At 67.3% G+C, this 20,094-nt stretch carries 14 protein-coding genes, 1 pseudogene and 1 other annotated feature; of the genes and pseudogenes, 13 read left to right on the top strand and 2 right to left on the bottom strand.

Features of this window, described 5'->3' with window-relative positions:
* Window positions 1-373: 373 nt before the first annotated feature.
* A pseudogene (locus tag DXK32_RS32930) lies at window positions 374-629 on the top strand (IS3 family transposase); the annotation flags it as partial.
* Window positions 630-633: 4 nt separating this feature from the next.
* On the opposite strand, the gene DXK32_RS33655 reads toward DXK32_RS32930, so the two are convergent.
* Window positions 634-2,547 (bottom strand): di-heme oxidoredictase family protein, encoded by a 1,914-nt coding sequence (locus DXK32_RS33655; RefSeq protein ID WP_114857446.1) that lies wholly within the window; start codon window positions 2,545-2,547, stop codon window positions 634-636.
* A gap of 363 nt (window positions 2,548-2,910) precedes the next feature.
* Here DXK32_RS33655 and DXK32_RS04500 point away from each other — a divergent pair, with 363 nt between their 5' ends.
* From DXK32_RS04500 to DXK32_RS04490, 3 genes are all read left to right on the top strand, one after another.
* Entirely contained in the window at window positions 2,911-4,221 is a 1,311-nt protein-coding gene (locus tag DXK32_RS04500) for a ferritin-like domain-containing protein (protein ID WP_114857445.1), read from the top strand.
* A 61-nt stretch (window positions 4,222-4,282) separates the two neighbouring features.
* Window positions 4,283-6,139, top strand: coding sequence for a LodA/GoxA family CTQ-dependent oxidase (locus tag DXK32_RS04495; RefSeq protein WP_114857444.1), 1,857 nt, complete (start codon window positions 4,283-4,285; stop codon window positions 6,137-6,139).
* Window positions 6,129-7,343 (top strand): FAD-dependent oxidoreductase, encoded by a 1,215-nt coding sequence (locus DXK32_RS04490; RefSeq protein WP_114857443.1) that lies wholly within the window; start codon window positions 6,129-6,131, stop codon window positions 7,341-7,343. Before DXK32_RS04495 ends, DXK32_RS04490 begins: the two co-directional genes overlap by 11 nt.
* 22 nt (window positions 7,344-7,365) lie before the next feature.
* Here DXK32_RS04490 and DXK32_RS04485 read toward each other — a convergent pair whose 3' ends face one another.
* Window positions 7,366-9,018 carry a Hint domain-containing protein gene (locus DXK32_RS04485; protein WP_114857442.1) on the bottom strand — a complete coding sequence of 551 codons (1,653 nt, stop codon included), beginning with the start codon at window positions 9,016-9,018 and terminating at the stop codon, window positions 7,366-7,368.
* 266 nt (window positions 9,019-9,284) lie between these two features.
* Between DXK32_RS04485 and DXK32_RS31995 the strand changes: the two genes are divergently transcribed.
* The 9 genes from DXK32_RS31995 to DXK32_RS04450 all read left to right on the top strand — a co-directional run bounded on the left by DXK32_RS31995 (window position 9,285) and on the right by DXK32_RS04450 (window position 20,087).
* Window positions 9,285-9,458, top strand: a complete 174-nt coding sequence (locus DXK32_RS31995) for a hypothetical protein (RefSeq protein WP_162801076.1) — start codon at window positions 9,285-9,287, stop codon at window positions 9,456-9,458.
* A gap of 15 nt (window positions 9,459-9,473) precedes the next feature.
* Window positions 9,474-9,632, top strand: a complete 159-nt coding sequence (locus DXK32_RS31990) for a hypothetical protein (protein ID WP_162801075.1) — start codon at window positions 9,474-9,476, stop codon at window positions 9,630-9,632.
* A 50-nt stretch (window positions 9,633-9,682) separates the two neighbouring features.
* Window positions 9,683-10,914 (top strand): IS3 family transposase gene (locus DXK32_RS04480; RefSeq protein ID WP_114857441.1). Its coding sequence is split into 2 segments (ribosomal slippage): window positions 9,683-9,977 and window positions 9,977-10,914, totalling 1,233 coding nucleotides; the frame shifts between segments, so codons are not numbered across the junction.
* Window positions 9,967-10,083: a sequence feature (AL1L pseudoknot), on the top strand. (Overlaps the previous gene by 117 nt.)
* Window positions 10,915-11,346: 432 nt before the next feature.
* A complete protein-coding gene (gene hsdR / locus DXK32_RS04475; protein ID WP_114857440.1) occupies window positions 11,347-14,859 on the top strand; it encodes a type I restriction-modification system endonuclease in 3,513 nt (1,170 codons plus the stop codon).
* The gene (locus tag DXK32_RS04470) at window positions 14,859-15,608 is read left to right on the top strand and encodes an FRG domain-containing protein (RefSeq protein ID WP_114857439.1); all 750 of its coding nucleotides are present in this window, start codon (window positions 14,859-14,861) and stop codon (window positions 15,606-15,608) included. Before hsdR ends, DXK32_RS04470 begins: the two co-directional genes overlap by 1 nt.
* 12 nt (window positions 15,609-15,620) lie before the next feature.
* The gene (locus DXK32_RS04465; protein ID WP_114857438.1) at window positions 15,621-15,977 is read left to right on the top strand and encodes a hypothetical protein; all 357 of its coding nucleotides are present in this window, start codon (window positions 15,621-15,623) and stop codon (window positions 15,975-15,977) included.
* The gene (locus DXK32_RS04460) at window positions 15,974-17,425 is read left to right on the top strand and encodes an N-6 DNA methylase (protein WP_114857437.1); all 1,452 of its coding nucleotides are present in this window, start codon (window positions 15,974-15,976) and stop codon (window positions 17,423-17,425) included. Before DXK32_RS04465 ends, DXK32_RS04460 begins: the two co-directional genes overlap by 4 nt.
* Complete coding sequence (locus DXK32_RS04455) at window positions 17,422-18,843, top strand: restriction endonuclease subunit S (RefSeq protein WP_114857436.1); 1,422 nt, start codon at window positions 17,422-17,424, stop codon at window positions 18,841-18,843. The genes DXK32_RS04460 and DXK32_RS04455 overlap by 4 nt, the downstream gene beginning before the upstream one ends.
* Window positions 18,840-20,087 carry a hypothetical protein gene (locus DXK32_RS04450; protein ID WP_162801074.1) on the top strand — a complete coding sequence of 416 codons (1,248 nt, stop codon included), beginning with the start codon at window positions 18,840-18,842 and terminating at the stop codon, window positions 20,085-20,087. The genes DXK32_RS04455 and DXK32_RS04450 overlap by 4 nt, the downstream gene beginning before the upstream one ends.
* Window positions 20,088-20,094 lie beyond the last annotated feature (7 nt).

The raw sequence follows: 20,094 nt of genomic DNA, 5'->3' as shown, positions 1-20,094 counted from the left end.
GAAAAGGCCGATGCAGTCTTGACGTGCGTTTGGGTCTATGGGAGTCTGAGTATGGAACGACAATCACCTTGCTTAGCCGCTAGGGGATCGGGGTCCTTCCGTTAACACGTCGCGGGGGTTTGCCCCTGACGGCACAAGATGTGCGGCGGGCTTCGGCCCGCCGCGTTCCTTTTGGGGTTCGAACCGGTCGCGGCGTGATCGCCATGGCCTGTGGAGCCGCCCCGAACGACCACATCGGACACGCTTCCCCCCATTCGTCGGCCAGCGGACTCAATCCGGTCGATCCCGGCTTCCCCGTCCGCACCGGTGGTCAGGACCGGTCGTTCGAACGGTTCCCGAGCGCAGTCCCGGGGCGGCCGGTCGCCAGCGCCCCCTTACCGACGCCGGCGTCGAACCCTTCGTCGGCGGCGTCGGCGATTCCCACGAACCCGAAGGGGCAGCGCGGCAACCACGCCTTGGCCGAGACGATCGACAGCCTCCACAAGACCGAGGCGATCGGGCGCCGCGGACCATGGCGCAGCCTGGAGGCCGTCGAGGTCTCCGCCGTGGAATGGGCCAACCGTTTCAAGGACCGGCGCATCCTCGAACGCGTCGACACCATTCCGCAGGCCGGAGCCGAAGCGCGCTATCCGGTCAGAACGGCACCACCGCTCCCGGCAGGGGCGGCAGACGCAAACTCGCCAGATAAGCGAGCAGCGCCTTTTGGTCGTCGGGGCTCAAGGCGTAGAAGGCGTTGATCACCGGGTCCGCTTCGCTGCCGGCGCATTGGTAGGGGAACTCGGCTGCGATGCCGTCCGGGCGGGTACCGCCATGGAAGCGGATCGCCTGAACCAGATCCAGCGCGCGTCCGTCATGCAGGTAAGGCCAGCTGTCGGCGACGCCCCACAGGGGCCGGGTCAGGAATTGCTGCGGCGGAACGGCGATGTCCGCCACGTCGGTGCCCTGTGGCGCGATGTCGGCGAGGCAGGGCCCCATGTCGTGCAGGCGCAGGTCGCTCAGCAGCGGCACCGCCAGGGGACCTTCCGGCGTGTCGAAGGGCAGCCGGGCGCGGGCGTAGGCCGGCAGCGGACCGGCCTGATCCTCGGCCTTTCCGCCGTCCGGATTGCGCCACGGCATCGACGGGGCGGCCCGGCTCGCCAGCGTGTTCAGGTTGATCTCCAGACCGCCGACCGCAACCGTGTCGGCATCGGCGACCGCCTTGGCGTAGAGGGCGGCGACCGCCGCGTCCGGCGTGCCCTGGCGGACGGCCGCGCCGGCATCCGCCGACGCCTTGGCCAGCCGCGCCCGCGCCTCCCGTACCACCGGAAGATGGTCGGTGCTGGGCAGAGCGTTGACCAGGGTCGGGGAGACGACGGTCCGCCTGCGCGTTTCCTCGGCGCGCCCCTGGACCCGCGAGGGCAGCGAGATCCCGGCGTCGGAGCCGGCCTGATCGGGATGCCCCAGCACGGTGCCCCACTCGATCGTCACCACCGGCCGGTCGAGCGTCTGCACCGGAACATGGCAGGACGCGCACATGGCGCTGCCGGCCGGAAGCCCGGCGTCGGTGGCCGTGCCGGCGAACAGCGCCGCGCCGCGGGCCACCTTGGCCTTGGCGGTCGGATCGGCCGGCGTCTCGACCACCGGCGGCCGGGTCATCGCGACGAAGCTCGTCAGCGCCCCGACATTGCCGTAGCTCAGCTCGTTGATCACCCCGTCGGCGTCGTTGTCGTTGTTCTCCCCGACGATCTCGACCCCTTCCATGCTGAAATGGAACTGGGTCGCGGAGGCCGCGAAGTGGCGGACCGACGAGGCGATGCCCTTCCACTGGAACGGGCGCACGACCAGATCCGGGGAGACCCCGGTCAGCCGGCTGTAATCATAGACGATCCGCTGCGCCTTGCTGTCGTAGGTGGCGCCCAGCCAGCCGAAGGACAGGTTCTTGGCCGCCAGCGGCAGGGTCACCGGCTTGTCGGGCGTGTAGCGGGCGTGGTCGGCGAGAAGGGCTTGCTGCCCGAGCAGCTGCCCGGTGATCTCGTTGGCCAGCGCCTGGGTGTAGCCGGTCCCGAACACGTGCGGCGGGTTGCGGACCAGCTGGGTCAGGGGGTTGGGGAACTGGCTGTTGATGAAGGCGGTGTTGGCGATGCCGGCGGCGCCGCCGATCGCCGGCTGGGTGCGGGTCGCCGGTCCGGGCGGGTTGGCGCCGGCGAGGTCGGGCTGGACGGTGGCGCCGATCGAGGTGTGGCACTCGTAGCAGCTCTGGCTGTCGATGCCGTTCAGGCGCAGGAAGGGGATCGGTGGCGGCACGCTCCCATCCGCCGTCGCGTAGGGGCTGAACGGGGAGTTCGGGTAGAGCGCCTTGCGCTGCCACGCGCGCGGACCGTCCGCGCCCTCGCCCCAGCCGTCCTGCGGGGTGTAGGGATAGCTGAAGAAATGCGCGCCGGATTCCAGGATCCGCCGCAGAGGCACGCTACCCTTCATCACCTCCTGCTGCTGGATCGTCACGCTTTCGGTGATGTTGGCCTGCTGGGCACCCGCCTTGGAGGTGAGGAACGCGGAAAGGCCCATCATTACGATTGGCCATGCCGCGACGCGAACGCTTGCCATGCGCATGAACTCCCGATTTTTGCGTATCGCCCGATACTGTCGGAGCATTTCCGAAAATCAAACCAAATAATTTAGGTCGATATACTTAGAAATCTAATTTTTCGTGATCCACAATGCCGGAAATCCCGAAATTATTCGTACTCGTTCAAATAAAATTCGGAGAACTGTGCGATTTTTCAAAAATCATATCATTGTATGTTCATCATACACCGGACATTGACTCGTTGATTCTTTAAAATTTCTTCCAGATAGTCGGCGCATGCGACGCATCAACGCGCCGGATCAGCGGCGCGCGAGCGGCATCACCGAGCGGGAGGGACGCGGACCATGACTGAGCAATGTCTTCTGGAGCGGCCGCAGGGGAAGGCAGCGGCCCCGCTGTCGGTCGCCTACACGCCGATTTCGACCCTCCCGGATCTGCGCGCCGCCGCGCAGTTGGCGATCCAGGTCGAATTCACCACGGTGCCCGCCTATCTGACGGCGCTCTACTCGATCACCGACAAGGGTTCGGCCGCCTACCAGGCCCTGCGCAGCGTCGTGGTGGAGGAGATGTTCCACCTCAACCAGGCGGCCAACATCCTGATCGGCATCGGCGGGCAACCCAAGCTGACCGGGAGCGTGGTGCCCGTCTACCCGGCCTATCTGCCCTCGGCCAGCACCACCGCCACGCCCTATGTCGGGCTGTACCGCGCCTCGCAGGCGGTGTTCCGCAACGTCTTCATGGCGATCGAGACCCCCGCCCCCTTCACCGCGCCGCCGCAGGGCAGCGACTACCAGACCATCGGCCAGCTCTACAAGGCCCTGTCGGACGGCATCGAGCGCTGCGTCGACCAGTACGGCGCGGACAAGGTCTTCGTCGAGAATCCGGCGGCCGAGCAGCGCACCGACATCTACCTCGGCAAGTTCGGCGGCAAGGCCGTGAAGGTGACCGACCTGGACAGCGCCCAGCTCGGCATCCAGCAGATCGTCCAGCAGGGCGAGGGCGCGGTGAACCCGACCCATCCGCTGGTCCCCCAGCAGCCCTACGGCGCCTACGAGCATTACGGCGCCCGCACCGACGGCACCTACGGGCCGATCCTCGGCACGCCCTACGAGCTGTCGCACTATTACAAGTTCCTGCGCGTGGCCGACGCGCCGGATTTCCCCGACACGCTTCCCATCGTCTCCAACCCGCGGGTGTCGGACTTCGCCAACGCCACGGCCGTCCAGGCGGTCAAGGCGTTCAACATCGGCTACAGCGTGATGCTGCAGAGCCTGGAGGCCTCCTTCACCAAGGCGGGCGGCGCGGCGGACTCCTATTTCACGCTGGCCCTGCCGCTGATGCACAACCAGCTGCCGACCCTGGCCAATCTGGTGATGCAGCTTCCCGTCTTCCCCGACGGCGACCCAACGGTCGGGCCCAACGCCGCCCCGACCTTCGAGTATGTCGAAGACGCCAGCTTCGACGACTTCCTCGCGGCGCTGCAGGCGCTGGACAAACTGCTGGCCGGCCAGGGGCTGCCCGCGCTGCTCGTCGCCCCGGTGGCGCCGCCCGCCCCGCCGGGCCCGGCCCCCAAACACCGGGAGGCGCTGCATGGGGTGATCGACGGCGTCCGGACGCTGAAGAGCCGCTCCGACGCCACCGGACTCGGGCTGTAACCCGGCACCGCCCAAACGGCACCACCCAGCCCGGCCAGATCGGGACAGCGAGGGGAAAACCATGTCCAACACCGTCTATTCCATCGTCCCCGCCATCGGCATCGCGCGCGTCGGCAACGCGCCGACGGCCTTCTACATCGGCCCCGAGACGGAGGGCGGCCTGCCCACCCTGCCCGACGGCCGGACCGTCGGGGAGCAGGATTTCCGCGACGACGAAGGCCGGCTGTGCCGGCAGGCGGCGCGCTTCCGCCTGATGCGCAGCGTCGACGGCGGACCGCCCGAGGAGGTCACGTTGAAAAGCGAGGGCGTGGCCTCGATCCGCTGGTACGTCCACCTCGCCAACAAGAAGTCGAGCTGGTACGAGTTCCAGACCTCGAAGGGTGAGGACGGCTACGCGTCGAACCACCCGCTGCGCAATGCCGACCGGACCAGCGCGGAGGAGCGGCGCGCCCTGATCATCGACGCCGGACCCCGCTCGATCGAGGGAAGCGACGCCCCGGCCGAGCACTTCTCGCGCGACACCATCCCGCCGGGCTACGCCGGCAGCTTTCCTCCCGAGGGGCTGAAGCCCTACCCCATCGACACGCTGGGCGAGCTGCGCACCGACGAAGAGGGCCGCCTTCTGGTCCTGGGCGGGCTGGGGCATTCCGGATCGGACAGGCCGTCGCCCCACATCGGGCAATACGCCAACAACGACGGCTGGTGGGACGACACCTCGGACGGGCCGGTGTCGGTGAAGATCAGCCTGCTGGACGATGAGGACGGCCCCCCAGACGTGGAAGTCGGCGGCGCCTGGGTGATGGTCGGACCGCCCTCCTACGCGCCGCAGATCCCCAATCTGGTGACGCTGTACGACACCATCTTCGACGTCGTGGTGCGCAAGCAGGGGCTCCGCCCCGACCTGTTCGCGGACGGGATGTGGAAGACCGGGCCGACCGGCTACAAGCCCTTCTTCGAGACCGACATCAAGCCGATCTTCGAGCGCGTCGCCCGCTACCCCTGGGTCGCGGCGATCCCGCCGAAGCCGCACAGCTTCGATTTCGCCAGGCTCGGCGATCCGGATCCCAAGCTCAACGGGTTCCGCGCCTACATCCTCGACATCATCCGCCCGCCCGGCGCGGACAACGTCCTGGTGAACGCCAGCACCGGCGCCACCGCCATGCCCTATCTGGCCGGCGACGACGCGCTGGGCGCCTCGAAACCCGGCACCGTCACCGTGGCGACCTCGAAGTACCTGCGCCTGACCGACACCCAGTATTTCCTCCTCCAGCAATGGGCCGACGGCTGGTTCATCAAGCAGGGGGCCGAACCGGCCGGGACCGCCGGCGATCCGGTCACCCGCGGCGTGCTGGCCAACTGCGTCGGCGGCGCCTTCTCGCCGGGCATCGAGATGACCTGGATCTCCCGCAACCCGGCCATCTACGACGGTCCCTTCCGCATCAAGGCGCGGCCGGACGTATCCGGCCCGCTCAGCCTCGGCTTCGATCCGGCGGCGGGCATGGAGCCGGGCGACGTCAGCCGCTACATGGCCGTCCCCTGGCAGGCCGATTTCAACGAATGCTCGTCGCAGCCCATCGAGGGCCGGATCCTGTGGTGGTGGCCGGCGCAGCGGCCGGAATTCGTCTATCTGCCGCCCGATCCCCAAACCCTCCGGGTCGAGCCCAGCCCGGCCCTGGGGCCGCAGGTGTCGTGGATCGGCACCGAGTACAACCAGAAGGCCGACGACTACATCCAGTTCGCCGACGACCTGGACATGGTGAAGCTGTGGGATCAGCTCGGCTTCGTCTTCAACATCGGCAGCGCCGACGATCCCTATTTCGTCGAGGTGGCGCGCCGGCTTCCCCGCACGCCCGGCTCGCAGGGCGACACCGCGGGGATCGGCGAGCCGGCGCGGCCGCTGGTGGCCGATGTCCCCTGAGGCGTCGCGCGATCCGCTGCCGGGCGCGCCTCCGGGCACGGACGCGGCGGACGTCCTGATCGTGGGGGCGGGGCCGGCCGGCTCCGCCACCGCGCTCGCTCTGCGCGCGGCCGGCGTGCCGCGCGTGGTCCTGGTCGACCGCGCCGCCCACGGCTCGCCGGAGCGGGCGGCGCTGCGGGTCGGCGAATCGGCGACGCCCAACGTCGGGCCGCTGCTGGCCCGGCTCGGCCTGCCGGACGATCTCGGGCGGCTCGGCCACCGCCCCTATCACGGCAATCTCAGCCTGTGGAGCGGCGACGGGGAGACCGCCGACGACTTCCTGCGGCGGGGCAGCGGGCATGGCTGGCATCTCGACCGCGCCCGCTTCGACCGCTGGCTGCGCGAAGCGGCGGTGGAGCGCGGCGCCCGCCTCCTGGCCCCCGCCACCCTCGCCGGGATCGAACGACGGCCGGAGGGCGGCTGGACCGTCGGGCTGCGCGACGCGGCCGGCCAGCGCAGCGTGACCGCCCGCGTGGTGGTGGACGCCGGCGGCCGGCGGGCGCCGCTGGCGACCGCGCTCGGCGCGCGGCGGCGGCGGCTCGACCGCCTGATCGCCCTGGCGGTCGACGTGAAGATCGACGGGGCGGTCGGGGCGGCTCCGGCCGGCGATCCCGCCGGCGGGGGCTTCCGCGGCCGCTCCTTCGTGGAGGCGGTGGAGATCGGCTGGTGGTACGCGGCGGTGCTGCCGGGCGGGCGCGCCATCGTCACGCTGATGACCGACGACGACATCGCCCGCGCCGCCGGTCTGGCCGGCGCGGGCGCCTTCCGCTCCGCCTGGGCGGCCACCGCGCGCCTGCGCGATCTGGTTCCGCCGCCGGAAGACGGTCCCGGCGCCGGAGCGGCCCCGGCGGTCTTCTCGGCCGCCTCGCAGCACGTCGACCGGGCGGTCGGCGCCGGCTGGATCGCCGTCGGCGACGCGCTGATCGGCTTCGACCCGCTGACCTCCTCCGGCATCGCCGGGGCGCTCGACGACGCGCTGGCCGCCGCCGACACCATCCTGCGCTGGTTCTCCGGCGACGGCACCGCGGCCCGCGCCGCCGCGATCGGCTACGCCCGGCGCGCCGAGGACACGCTGCGCCGCTATCTGGCCGAGCGGACCCGCCATTACACCGCCGGGGGCCGCTGGCCCGACGCCCCCTTCTGGAGCCGCCGGGCCGCGCGGTGAGCGTGGATGCGGTGAGCCTGGATCAGGCCGACGCCATCCGGTCGGCCACCCAGCTGTCGAAATCCACGTGCAGGCTTTCCGGCAGCTTGGCCCGGACGGCGCGGTCATCCTGGGCGGCGTCCCGCAGAAGCTGGACCTGGATCTGGTAGTCGCCGACCACGATGCCGTTGGCGATCATGGTCGTCGGCCCATCCCCCTCGGGAACGAGCCACAGGTTGAACAGGCCGCCGTTGGTCTGGGTCTCCTGGCGGGTGGCGGTCACCGTCGTCGTGCCGTGGCGGGTCAGCACCGTGTCGCCGACCGCCAACGCGCCCGCATAGACCGTGCCGGCCGGCGTCACCACCGGGTGGGTGGCCGATCCGGCGAGGGTGGCGCCGTCGGCGAACTCCAGCACGGTGATCGGCCCGCTGTGCGGCTGCGCCAGGGTCGCCTGCACCGGCCGGGTTCCATCGCCGCTGACGACGACGTCCTCGGACGTGAAGTCCTCCACCGCCTTGGTCGTGCCGTCGGCGAGCGTGATCTGCGTGCCGGCGACCAGGCAGTGCCAGACAAAGACGATGGGCTTGATGAAGGCGACGCCGTCCTTCGGATCGGTGTCCGGCGACAGCGAGCTGACGATGCTCGACCAGCCCGATCCGTGCGTTTCAGGGTCCTGGAAGGTCACGGTGACGCGGGCGCTGAAGAAGGACTGCGTGTCCGCAACCCAATTTTTGGAAGGGAATTCGATGGCGTCGCCCGCATCGTTGTAGGACGCCCTCAGCACGAACGTCAGCTTTTTCTTATCGCAATCGTCGATTCGGAAGTGCGGCAGGTAGCGCGAAGCGTCGCCGCCGGTCAGTTCGGACATGCCACCCTCCTTGTGAGCCAGGTAGAATTCCAAGAACGGAGGGTAGCTGTCGAGCGGAGCCAGGTCGTGGTCAAAACTCATGCTCCCGGACAGAGGAACAAGCAGAGGATTTGTACCAAGATCGTGCATATTTTGCCAATACCAGTAATCAACGTCGGTTTTATTCCTTGTACCTTGGTTGTTATCGTAGCCGCGCGCCAGACCGATGACGATGTCGTTCAGGTCGCCGGTTTTGCGGTCGCTGCGGATGGCGGGATCGACGACGACCGGGTCGCACGACGCCTGGGAGGCCCAGGGAGCCGCCGTCGAGGACACCTCGACCGTGCCGTCCTGGTAGGTGATCGCGAAGGAGATGATGCCGGTCATCGTGCCCGTCGGCAGCGGCGGCAGGGCGGTTTCCGGGTTGGTCTCCACGAAGATCGTCTGGGTGGCGAAGCTGACCGCGACACCGGAGGCCAGCGAGGTCTTGGTGTCGCCGTTCTCGTTGACGACGTTCAGCCAGACGATGGCCTGGGCCACCGGCCGGATCCGGCTCAGCACGGCGCGGGCGGTGACCGCCTTGTTGCTCTGGCTGCTCGAAATGAACTCGACACGCTGACCGTCGGCAACGCCGCTGCTCTCGGTCGCTCTGCTCGTCGCCGGGCCTCCGCTCCGGATGGCCTTGAACAGCCCCGGGTAGCGCGCGGGGGTCAACCCGCTCCGCTCGGCGTTGTCCTGCAGGAACGCCGTGTGCGCCGGATCGCCCGCCGACGGGACGTTCCCGGCCTTCAGTCTCTCCAGGATGTGAACCAGCCGGTCGTTCTGGAGTTGGGTCAATGCAACGTTCATAAGTCAATCTCTCCAATCAATGATTCGTTGATTCGTGAGCAAACAAAAATCATTACTTAGGATACGAAGGTATTGCACGGCATGAAATCCAGTGAATTTGCCATGATTACCCATGTATGATTTTCGACAGCTCAGGATTTGTATCTGACTATACTTTAATTTGACTTTCAACCATGGATAGGGCGCTGATCGCAGCTGGGACGCTTGTTGCCGAACGCCCCCGCACGGAGATTGTGTCCCACGAGGTGGTGTAGGAGCGGCGGGAGTTGGCCAAGGTCACCCGCGCTATCCAGGACATCCTGGCGCTGATCGAGAGCGGCGCCGGCAGCCGCACCCTGGTGGCACGGCTCCGGGAGCTTGAGGCGCGGGAGCACGAACTGCACGCCCGCCTCGCTCAATTCCCGATGGACCTGCCGGACGTTCATCCGAACATCGCGTAGCTATACGCCCGCAAGGTGGCGCGTCTGGCCGAAGCGCTGAATCGCCCCGAGGAGTGCGACGAAGCGGCCGATGCCATTCGGGGCTTGATCGAGAAGATCATGCTGACGCCCGGCCCGAAGCGCGGCCAGTTGGAGGTGATACTGTACGGCGAACTCGGCACGCTCCTGGAGTGAACCGCCCCAGGTTTGCTGGAGGCCCCATTTCTTGAGAGACTGGGGTCAACATGACGAAGCAAGCATCACCGAAATACGCCCCTGAAGTGCGCGAGCGCGCGGTTCGGATGGTGTTCGAGCACGAAGGCGAACATGCGTCGCAGTGGGCGGCGATCAGTTCGATCGCGGCGAAGATCGGCTGCACTCCGGAAACGCTGCGGGGCTGGGTCCGGCAGGCCGAGCGTGACCAGGGCAAGCGGCCGGGGCCGACAACGGACGAGCAGGAACGGATCAAGGCACTGGAGCGTGAGGTGCGGGAGCTGCGCCAGGCGAATGAGATCTTGCGCAAGGCGTCGGCGTATTTCGCCCAGGCGGAGCTCGACCGCCCGTTCAAGAAATGATCGCCTTCATCGACGCGCACCGCGCCGTTGACGGGGTCGAGCCGATCTGCCGAGTGCTGCCGATCGCCCCGTCCACCTATTACGCCCATGCCGCCCGACAGGCCGATCCGTCCAAGGCGCCGGCCCGTTCGCGAAGCGACACAGTGCTGAGGGAGGCTATCCGGCGGGTCTGGGACGTGAACTTCCAGGTCTATGGGGTACGCAAGGTCTGGCGGCAGTTGCGGCGGGAAGGGATCGACGTGGCGCGCTGCACGGTTGCCCGGCTGATGAAACACATGGGTCTGAAGGGGGCGACACGGGGCAAGACGGTCCGCACCACGATCAGCGACCGGGCAGCGCCCTGTCCCGCCGACTGGGTGAACCGCCAATTCCAGGCGCCACGCCCAAACGCCTTGTGGTTGGCCGATTTCACGTACGTATCGACATGGCAGGGCTTCGTCTACGTGGCCTTCGTCATCGACGCCTTCGCGCGCCGCATCGTGGGCTGGCGGGTGTCCAGGACAGCCCACGCCGGCTTCGTTCTGGATGCGCTCGAACAGGCACTTCACGACCGCCGACCGGCCAAGGGCAGCGGCCTCATCCATCACTCCGACAGGGGATTGCAATACGTTGCGATTCGCTACACCGAGCGTCTCACCGAAGCTGGGGTCGAGCCTTCCGTGGGCAGCGTTGGCGATTCCTACGATAACGCGTTGGCCGAGACCATCAACGGTCTCTACAAGACCGAGGTGATCCGGCGCCGCGGGCCATGGCGCACCTTGGAGGCTGTCGAGTTCGCCACTCTGGAATGGGTTGACTGGTTCAACCACCGGCGCCTCTTCGAACCTATCGGCAACATTCCTCCCGCCGAGGCCGAAGCACGCTATTATGCCCAAACCGAGGACGTCGCCATCGCGGCGTGACTCAACACAAATGGTCTCTGCGAAAACCGACGCGGTTCACTACCGCCTACAACCTGATCCGCCTGCCCAAGCTGCTGGCGGCAGCATAATCACGCCCGAAGTCCGCCTCAAAGGCGGCTCCAGGCGCCTCGGAGCACGAAACGGCGCTCCATTCTGACAAAAACGGGCGTCGGAAACGCTATTCTCAAGCCTCGGCGGAGGCAAATAGCCGAAATATGTTCGTTTTTCCGCAGCCTGTTAAAGCGGCACCACCGGATCGCCGGCGAACCCGCGCAGGTGAGATCGCCTGCTGTGTTCGATAGAGCATGGGCGGCGTGATCAGATCACCCCATGACTTTCGCTAAGGACGCTCACCCCCAACCATCACGCGATTGATTCAGGTGACACCGCAGCCCACCGCGTGTAAAACATTCTACCAGCGGGAGAATTCTTGTGGCGCGTTCGTCCAATTTCGGGTTCCTGGCACGGCATGATGTCCAGCTCGAACGGCTGGGCGCCCTGGCCGAGCGCTTCTTCGCCGAGGACGCGAACACCTCTATCATCAAGATCGGGCAGTTCGCCGAACTCCTGGCGCAGCTGACGGCCGCCAAGCTCGGCATGTGGACCTCCCCAGAGGAAAAGCAGGCCGACCTGCTGCGCCGCCTCCGCGATCGCGGCGTGCTGACCCGCGAGGTCGGCGACCTCTTCCACTTCCTCCGCAAAGCCCGGAACGACGCCGCGCACGATCTCGACGGCGATCATCGGATGGCGCTGTCCTGCCTGAAGAACGCCCGGACGCTGGGAGTCTGGTTCCACCGGACCATCACCGGCGATCGCGCCTTCGCGCCAAGCCCATTCGTCCCGCCGCCGGACCCGCGCGCCGAGGGCGCCGCGCTGAAGGCCGAACTGGATCGGCTGCGCGGCGAGCTCGCCGAACGGCAGTCGGCGCACGAGCGCATGGCGGCGGAGGCTCAGGCGGCGGCCCAGGCCGAGGCCGATCGCCGCCTGTCCGCCGAGGAGCGCGCCGCCCGCGCCGAGGCCGAGCGCCAGTCGTGGGAGCGGCTCGCCCAGGAGGCCGACGCCGACCGCGCGCGACTCGAGGCCGAGCTGACCGCCGCCCAGGCCCAGGCGGCGAGCGAGCCGGCGGAGGCCATCCAGGACCGCGTCGAGGTGGCCTACGCCATCGGCCAGGGCATCGACCTCGACGAGCGCGAGACCCGCCGCCTGATTGACGCCCAGCTCCGCGACGCGGGCTGGGAGGCGGATAGCGAAGTGCTCACCCACGCCGCCGGCGCCCGCCCGCAGAAGGGGCGCAACCTGGCGATCGCCGAGTGGCCCACCGCCGACGGCGTGGCCGACTACGCGCTGTTCGCCGGCCTGACCATCGTCGGCATGGTCGAGGCCAAGCGCGCCAACGCCAACGTGTCGGAGTTCATCAACCGGGCAGAGCGCTACAGCCGCGGCTACGTCCCGCGCGGAGACGAGCAGCCGCCGGTGGAGGGGCCTTGGGGCGACCTGCGCGTCCCCTTCCTGTTCTCGACGAACGGCCGCCCCTTCCTGCGCCAGTTCGAGGCGCTGTCGGGCATCTGGTTCCGCGACGGCCGCCACCCGAAGAACCTCGCCAAGGCGCTGGACGGCTGGTACACCCCCGCCGGCCTCCTCGAGGCGCTGCGCAACGACCCGCGCGCCGCCGACGCCCGGCTGTCGCACGACCCGTTTGCCTTCAACTTCCCCCTGCGCGACTACCAGCAGCGCGCCATCCGCGCCGTCGAGGAGGCGATCTCCACCGGCCGGCGCGAGATCCTGGTCGCGATGGCGACCGGCACCGGCAAGACCAAGACCTGCATCGCGCTGGTCTATCGCCTGCTGAAGGCGCAGCGCTTCCGCCGCATCCTGTTCCTGGTCGACCGTACGGCGCTGGGCGAGCAGGCCGGCAACGCGTTCAAGGAAACGCGGATGGAGCACCATCAGGTCTTCGCCGACATCTTCGCGGTGAAAGAGCTGGGCGACATCGTTCCCGACGCCGAGACGAAGCTGCACATCGCCACCGTCCAGGCCCTGGTCAAGCGCGTCCTCTACGGCGAGGAGCCGCCGGCGATCGACCAGTACGACTGCATCGTCGTCGACGAGTGCCATCGCGGCTACCTGCTCGACCGCGAGATGGGCGACGAGGAGCTGAGCTTCCGCAGCCAGGACGACTACGTCTCCAAGTACCGCCGCGTGCTCGACCGCTTCGACGCGGTGAAGGTCGGGCTGACGGCGACTCCGGCACTGCACACCGTGGAGATCTTCGGCGAGCCGGTCGTCCGCTACACCTACCAGGAGGCGGTGATCGACGGCTGGCTGGTCGACCACGAGCCGCCCATCCGCGCCCACACCGCGCTCAGCCAGGAAGGCATCCACTGGGACGCCGGGGAGCGGGTGGACGTCCTCGACACCCGGACCGGACAGCTCGACCTCATCCATCTGGACGATGAGGTCCGGTTCGACGTGCAGGACTTCAACCGCAGGGTCCTGACGCCGGACTTCAACCGGGTCATCGCCGAGTGGCTCGCCGGCCACATCGACCCCGGCCTTCCGGGGAAGACGCTGGTCTTCTGCGCCACCGACCTGCACGCCGACATGGTGGTCGGCGCCTTGCGCACCGCCTTCGCCGCCCGCTACGGCGCCGTGGAGAACGACACGGTCGCCAAGATCACCGGGCGCTCGGACGACCCGATGCGCCAGATCCGCCGCTTCAAGAACGAGGCCCTGCCCAAGGTCGCGGTCACCGTGGACCTGCTGACCACGGGCATCGACGTGCCGGAGATCGTCAACCTCGTCTTCATCCGCAGGGTCAACAGCCGCATCCTGTACGAGCAGATGATCGGTCGCGGCACCCGCCTGTGCGAGGACCTGTTCGGTCCCGGCCGGCACAAGACAGCCTTCCGCATCTTCGACGCGGTCGGCCTCTACGCCGCGATGCAGGACCTGACAGAGATGCGGCCGGTCGTCGCCAACCCCAACATCACCTTCGCCACGCTGATGGAGGAACTGGCCGAGGCCACCGGCACGCCCCTTCCGGCCCCCGCGCCGGCGCTGCCGCCGACCGGCTTCGCCGAAGAGGAACAGGCGCCGTTCGAGGGGCCGCCCGCAGCCCCGGAGGTCGCCGAGCGCCGCGCCCAGCAGGCGCGCTGGCTGGTCGGCCAGATCGTCGCCAAGCTGCACCGCAAGCGCCGCCGCCTGTCGGAAGCCGGCGAGCGCCGGTTCCGTGAGCTGGCCGGCACCGACCCGGACAGCTTCATCCGCCGCGTCAAGGACGCTCCGCCGGAGGAAGCGGCCCGCACCCTCCTCGAGCATCGCGTCCTGATGGAGCTGCTCGACACCCGCGTCGCCGACGACCCCATCCATGTGCCGCTCTACGGCGGGGCCGATGAGTTCCGGCACGAGGAGACCGGCTACGGTCCGAACATCACCCGGCCCGAGGACTACCTTGCCAGCTTCCGCCGCTATCTGGCGGAGAACCTGAACCAAGTCCCGGCGCTCAACGCCGTCGCCAACCGCCCCCGCGAGCTGACCCGCGCCCAGCTTCGCGAGGTCCGCCTGCTGCTGGAGCGCGACGGCTTCGGCGAGGCCGAACTGCGCGCCGCCTTCCGCGACGCGACGAATGCCGACATTGCGGCCTCGGTCATCGGCTACATCCGGCAGGCCGCGCTGGGCGACCCGCTGGTCCCCTACGACGAGCGGGTGGACCGGGCAATGCGCCGGGTGCTATCCAGCCAGCCCTGGACGAAGGCGCAACGCGACTGGCTGGAACGGATCGGGCGGCAGATGAAGAAGGAAGTCATCGTCGACCGCGAGGTTCTAAACCAGGGTGAGTTCCGTCAGCAGGGCGGTGGGTTCGCGCGGCTGGACCGGGTGTTCGACGGGCGCTTGGCGGCGATTCTGAATGAACTCGGCAGTTTTGTCTGGGAGAAGGCTGGCTGATGACGGACAGTGCTTTAACTCATCGAATCAATGAGACACGGCAGAGCCGCCGCGAGGGAGCGGAGTGCTGGAACAGGTTCATGGAATTTCTTGATTCCCGCGAGGCGGCGAATTGCATGTTCCGGGGTGTTTCAGACATTGGCCATCGGCTTCGGCCCAAATCCGGTCGCGACAATGCGGTGTCGCCCAATGGATACGACGCCCTGCGCGAACGCCGCCTGTTCAACAGCTTCAAGCGCCGCGCACGGGTTCATCTGTCGGGCCACGAACCGTCCGATTGGGAATGGCTGGCCCTGGCACAGCATCATGGCTTGCCGACGCGGTTGCTCGACTGGACCAGCAATCCCCTGGTGGCGGCCTTCTTCGCCGTCGCCACTCAGAAGGACAGCGCCGAAGCGGCGGTCTACTCGGTCAGGGTGACGGACAGGATGTTGGTGGACACGGCGAAGGAAACCGATCCCTTTGCCGTGGAGGGCGTACGATTCGTCATTCCGATGGTCAACGACGCTCGCCTCCTGTCTCAGAAGGGTTTCTTCACCGTCCACAATCCTCCGGACGCCGATTGGCTGCCTCCCAACGCCGAAAGGAACATCTTCAAAATACCCGCCAAGGCCGGAGGGTATTTCCGCAGGAAGCTGTTCTATCTCGGTATCGACTATGCCCATATCATGGCCGATCTCGATGGGCTTTGCCAAAGCCTGGAGTGGCAATATCGCCAGGGCATCGCCGTTGGCAAGGTCAGCTACTGAAAGGGGGCGGCAATGGAAGAATCTGAAATCAATCCGAGCGACCCACGGAAAATCGCGGATGCCATTCATGAGCTGACCGGCGACGACTTTCACCGCTTTACAGGATGGCGCCACCTGGAAGAGCTTTCATCATACACAGAGATTGAAGACGTCGAGGTTTTCGAGGACGAAATCGCTGTAGAGAACGATGAACTGAAAGTTCCGGCAAACATCTATGTCAGCCTGAACTACCGCGACAAAGATGGCGATGAGAGTTTTCACGACGCCTTCCCCGGAGCGTTCACCGTGTCGATCAAGGACGGCGAAGCCGTAATCTCCGATATGACCGTCGACACCTCGTCTTTTTTCGATGACCACGAGCAAGAATGACCGCCACCACCGACATCGTCTCCAAGCTCTGGGGCCTGTGCCACATCCTGCGGGATGATGGGATCACCTACCACCAGTACGTCACCGAGCTGACCTACCTGATCTTCTTGAAAATGGCGGCGGAGACGGGGGCGGAGGAGCAGTTGCCGGACGGCTACCGCTGGACCGACGTCAGCCGGCGCCAGGGGCTAGAACAGCTCACCTTCTACAAGGAGATGCTGATCCACCTGGGCACCTACGGGTCGTCGCAGGTGCAGGCAATCTTCCAGAACGCGCAGACCAGCCTGCGCCAGCCGCGCATCCTCAAGGCGCTGGTCGAGGCGATCGACGGGCTGGATTGGTACTCGGCGCGGGAAGAGGGCCTCGGCAACATGTACGAGGGCCTGCTTGAGCGCAACGCGACGGAAAAGAAGTCGGGCGCCGGCCAGTACTTCACGCCGCGCCCGCTGATCGACAGCATGGTCGCGCTGATGCAGCCGAAGGCCGGCGAGTACGTGCAGGACCCGGCGGCGGGCACCGGCGGGTTCCTGATCGCCGCCGACCGCTGGATCAAGACCCACACCAACAACCTGTGGGACCTGACGGAAGCCGAGCAGTACTTCCAGCGCCACACCGCCTTCTGCGGGATGGAACTGGTACCGGACGCCCACCGGCTGGGGCTGATGAACCTGATGCTGCACGACGTCACCGGCGACCTCCAGCTCAGCGACGCGCTGTCGGAGCAGGGGACCCGGCTGCCGAAGGCGCATGTCGTCCTGACCAACCCGCCCTTCGGGACGAAGAAGGGCGGCGGCCTGCCGAGTCGCGACGACTTCACCTACCCCACCTCCAACAAGCAGTTGGCCTTCCTCCAGCACATCTACCGGGGCCTGCGGCCCGGCGGGCGGGCGGCGGTGGTGCTGCCCGACAACGTGCTGTTCGAGGACAACGCCGGCCGCGACATCCGCCGCGACCTGATGGACAAGTGCGACCTGCACACCATCCTTCGCCTGCCGACCGGCATCTTCTATAGCCAGGGCGTCAAGACCAACGTCCTGTTCTTCACGCGCGGCCAGACCGACCGGGGCAACACCGGGGAGGTCTGGATCTACGACCTGCGCTCCAACATGCCGCAGTTCGGCAAGACCCGCCCCCTGACCCGCGACCACTTCGCCCCGTTCGAGGCCGCCTACGGCCCCGACCCGCTGGGCAAGTCCCCGCGCGTGGACGAGGGCGAGCAAGGCCGCTTCCGCCGCTTCACCCGCGAGCAGATCGCCGCGCGCAACGACAACCTGGACATCGCGTGGCTGCGCGACGACAGCGCCGAGACGGAGTTGCCCGAACCGGACGTGATCGCCGCCGAGATTATGGACGCGCTACGCACCGCGCTGGAGGAGATGGAGGCGCTGTCCGACCTGCTGGAAGCGGACGAAGCGGCGGGCGACGCCGTGGCGGAGGCCGCGGAATGAGCGGGCAGGAGTTGCCGACAGGGTGGGCCGCTGCCGAAATAGGCGATTTGCCCGCCCCGGAACCGAACTCGCTCACCGATGGTCCCTTTGGCAGCAAGCTGAAGTCGGCCCACTATGTGGCTTCGGGCGTTCGCGTCGTACGGCTCGGCAACATCGGTGCCGGAACGTTCAATGACACGGACCGGGCATTCATTGAAAAGTCCCATTTCCAAGAGCTGGAGAAGCATGCCATTGGACCAGGGGATTTGGTTGTGGCGGCCCTCGCGGAGCCCGTTGGACGCTGCTGCGAAGTTCCAGAAAACATCGGCCCAGCGCTGGTAAAGGCCGATTGTTTGCGCTTTAAGCCCACGCAGCACGTTGAGCGTCGGTTTGTCATGCATTGGCTCAACTCACCCATTGGTCGGAAAGCCATTGAGGAGCTAAGTCACGGGATTGGCCGATTGCGGATCAACATTCAAGATCTCAAGCAGGCGCCAATTCCATTGGCCCCCCTCCCCGAGCAGCGCCGCATCGTCGAGAAGATCGAGGCGCTGACGGCCCGGTCACGCGGGGCGCGTGAGGCACTGGACTCGCTGCCGACGCTGATCGACCGCTACCGTCAATCCATCCTCGCCGCCGCCTTCCGCGGCGAACTGACGGCGGAGTGGCGGAATGATCGAGACGCAGCAGAAGACGGGTTGCCCACTGGCTGGGCCTGGAGGACAACTGCCGAGATCATCGACGAAGGCCCGACCAATGGGTATTCACCGAAGGCCGCGCCCGATGGCAACGGAACAGCTAGCCTTCGATTGTCAGCGACCACATCCGGCAGGATGATCCTAGACGGCTCGACCATAAAGAAGTTGCTTGAGGTCATATCAGAAGATTCGAAGTTCTGGTTGAGAAGCGGCGACATACTTGTCCAACGCGCCAACTCACTGGAATACCTTGGAGCAACCGCGATCTATCAAGGAGCAGAAAAGAGTTTTATTTATCCTGACTTGATGATGCGGGTGCGGATCGCGGACCCTTCACTGCGCACGTACTTCTGGCGCTATATGAACGGCCAGTCAGCGCGCCGTTGGCTGAGAGAGCGTGCCACGGGCACCGCGGGCAACATGCCGAAGATCAGCGGGGCGACGCTTAAAGAACTTCCGGTGCCGGTGCCGCCGCCGGGCGAGCGCGCTGTCATCAATCGGCGGATCGACCAAGCCTTCGCCGCGATAGATCGGCTCGAACAGGTTAGCCTCGAGAACGAGTCCCGCCTCGCTACCCTCGACCAATCCATCCTCGCCAAAGCGTTCCGGGGCGAGTTGGTGCCGCAGGACCCGAACGACGAGCCGGCCTCCGTCCTGCTGGAGCGCATCCGCGCCGAGCGCGCGGCGGCGGGCGTCGCTCCCCGGCGCGGGCGGCGCGGTGGGGGAAAGGCGTCGGCATGAGCCTCAAGAGGCGGGGACGGCCCTTGCGGAGCGGTCCGGTCGAGTTGGAATGGGGAGCGCTCGACGGTCGTCTGGACGCGCTATTCCCCTTCCTTCTGGTGGCCGAACGCAGTCCATGGCGGGGGCGGTTCAAGGACGGCGGCCCCGGCAACGAGCGGCGCGGCCTGTTCGGCATCGCCGACCTGTCGCCGTCGATGTCCGCCGGCACCTACGCCGGATTGATCCTTCCCGTGTCGTCCTGCCGCGATCCGGCGGTGCGCAAGGCGCTGGAAGACACCGTCCGCCTCTTCAAGGCGCGCGATGGCCGCAAGCGGGCGGAGCGGCGGCGCGAGGCTCAGACCCTGCTGGACGCCGCCGGCGGCGGCTTCACGCTGCTCCAGGATGGCGACACCGCCGGATTCCTGGGCCTCGCCCGCACGCCGGCCCTCTTCGGCACCCTGCACCGCTGCTTCGACCATGTGACCCGGCTGCGCGACGATCCCGCAGGCACCGTCGAGGTCCTGGCGACCGAACCCTTTCCCTGGCGCAGCTATGGCGAGGCGCTGGAGTGGTATCACGCCCCCTTCGACGACCGGCCCTTTCCGTGGTCCCATCTCTCCACGACGCTGGTGTTCGGGCGCGCCGCCGGGATCGGCCCTTGGCTGGAAGAATGGGGGACGCGGCTGTCGGTCACGGTCCCGGAATTGCGCCTCGCCGACCACTTCACCCTGCGGCCCGACTTGCCGGATGCCGGGCTGTCCGTCGCCCTCCGGTTCAGCGGTTACTACACCATCTGGCTCGACATCGCGGCCAACGGGCGGACCGTCCGCATCGAATGCACGGATTCCCAATCGCCCTTCGCCGACATCGTCGCATGGGCGAAGCGGATCGACGCCGGAGAAACCCAGGTCGCTCTGGAAATCGATGAGGAAGGCCCGATCAGGCGACTCGAGCTGCTCGGCACCGATCAGCCGAGGAAGGCGCTGTTCACCATCACCGAATGCTATGAGGAAACCGTCCACCTCCAGGCCGTGGTCGACACCGACGATCTGGCGCGGCGGTTCAAGGACGCCCTCTGGAGCTTCCTGAACGACGGGTTCGACCCGGACCAATGGGCCAATGCGGACAAGTGGGAGCCGCATGAATTGCCGAACGCCGTCCTGTCCGACCTCTGGTTCGACGACCGTCGCGAGGCGCCGGATGGCAGCGGCGAGCACGCATCTATCGACACCGTGCCACGGCGCGAACCTCCGACCGAGGGGTGAAGGAATC

The organism is Azospirillum brasilense, assembly GCF_003349955.1.
GTDB lineage: Bacteria > Pseudomonadota > Alphaproteobacteria > Azospirillales > Azospirillaceae > Azospirillum > Azospirillum brasilense_B.
This window is presented reverse-complemented; position numbering and strand designations above follow the sequence as displayed.

Bases quoted from the DNA above. Each gene is read 5' to 3' on its own strand.
- DXK32_RS04450 (WP_162801074.1), top strand. From the start codon at position 18,840: ATGAGCCTCAAGAGGCGGGGACGGCCCTTGCGGAGCGGTCCGGTCGAG.
- DXK32_RS04485 (WP_114857442.1), bottom strand. From the start codon at position 9,018: ATGAACGTTGCATTGACCCAACTCCAGAACGACCGGCTGGTTCACATC.
- DXK32_RS04490 (WP_114857443.1), top strand. From the start codon at position 6,129: ATGTCCCCTGAGGCGTCGCGCGATCCGCTGCCGGGCGCGCCTCCGGGC.
- DXK32_RS04500 (WP_114857445.1), top strand. From the start codon at position 2,911: ATGACTGAGCAATGTCTTCTGGAGCGGCCGCAGGGGAAGGCAGCGGCC.
- DXK32_RS04495 (WP_114857444.1), top strand. From the start codon at position 4,283: ATGTCCAACACCGTCTATTCCATCGTCCCCGCCATCGGCATCGCGCGC.
- DXK32_RS04465 (WP_114857438.1), top strand. From the start codon at position 15,621: ATGGAAGAATCTGAAATCAATCCGAGCGACCCACGGAAAATCGCGGAT.
- DXK32_RS04455 (WP_114857436.1), top strand. From the start codon at position 17,422: ATGAGCGGGCAGGAGTTGCCGACAGGGTGGGCCGCTGCCGAAATAGGC.
- DXK32_RS04460 (WP_114857437.1), top strand. From the start codon at position 15,974: ATGACCGCCACCACCGACATCGTCTCCAAGCTCTGGGGCCTGTGCCAC.
- DXK32_RS33655 (WP_114857446.1), bottom strand. From the start codon at position 2,547: ATGATGGGCCTTTCCGCGTTCCTCACCTCCAAGGCGGGTGCCCAGCAG.
- DXK32_RS04470 (WP_114857439.1), top strand. From the start codon at position 14,859: ATGACGGACAGTGCTTTAACTCATCGAATCAATGAGACACGGCAGAGC.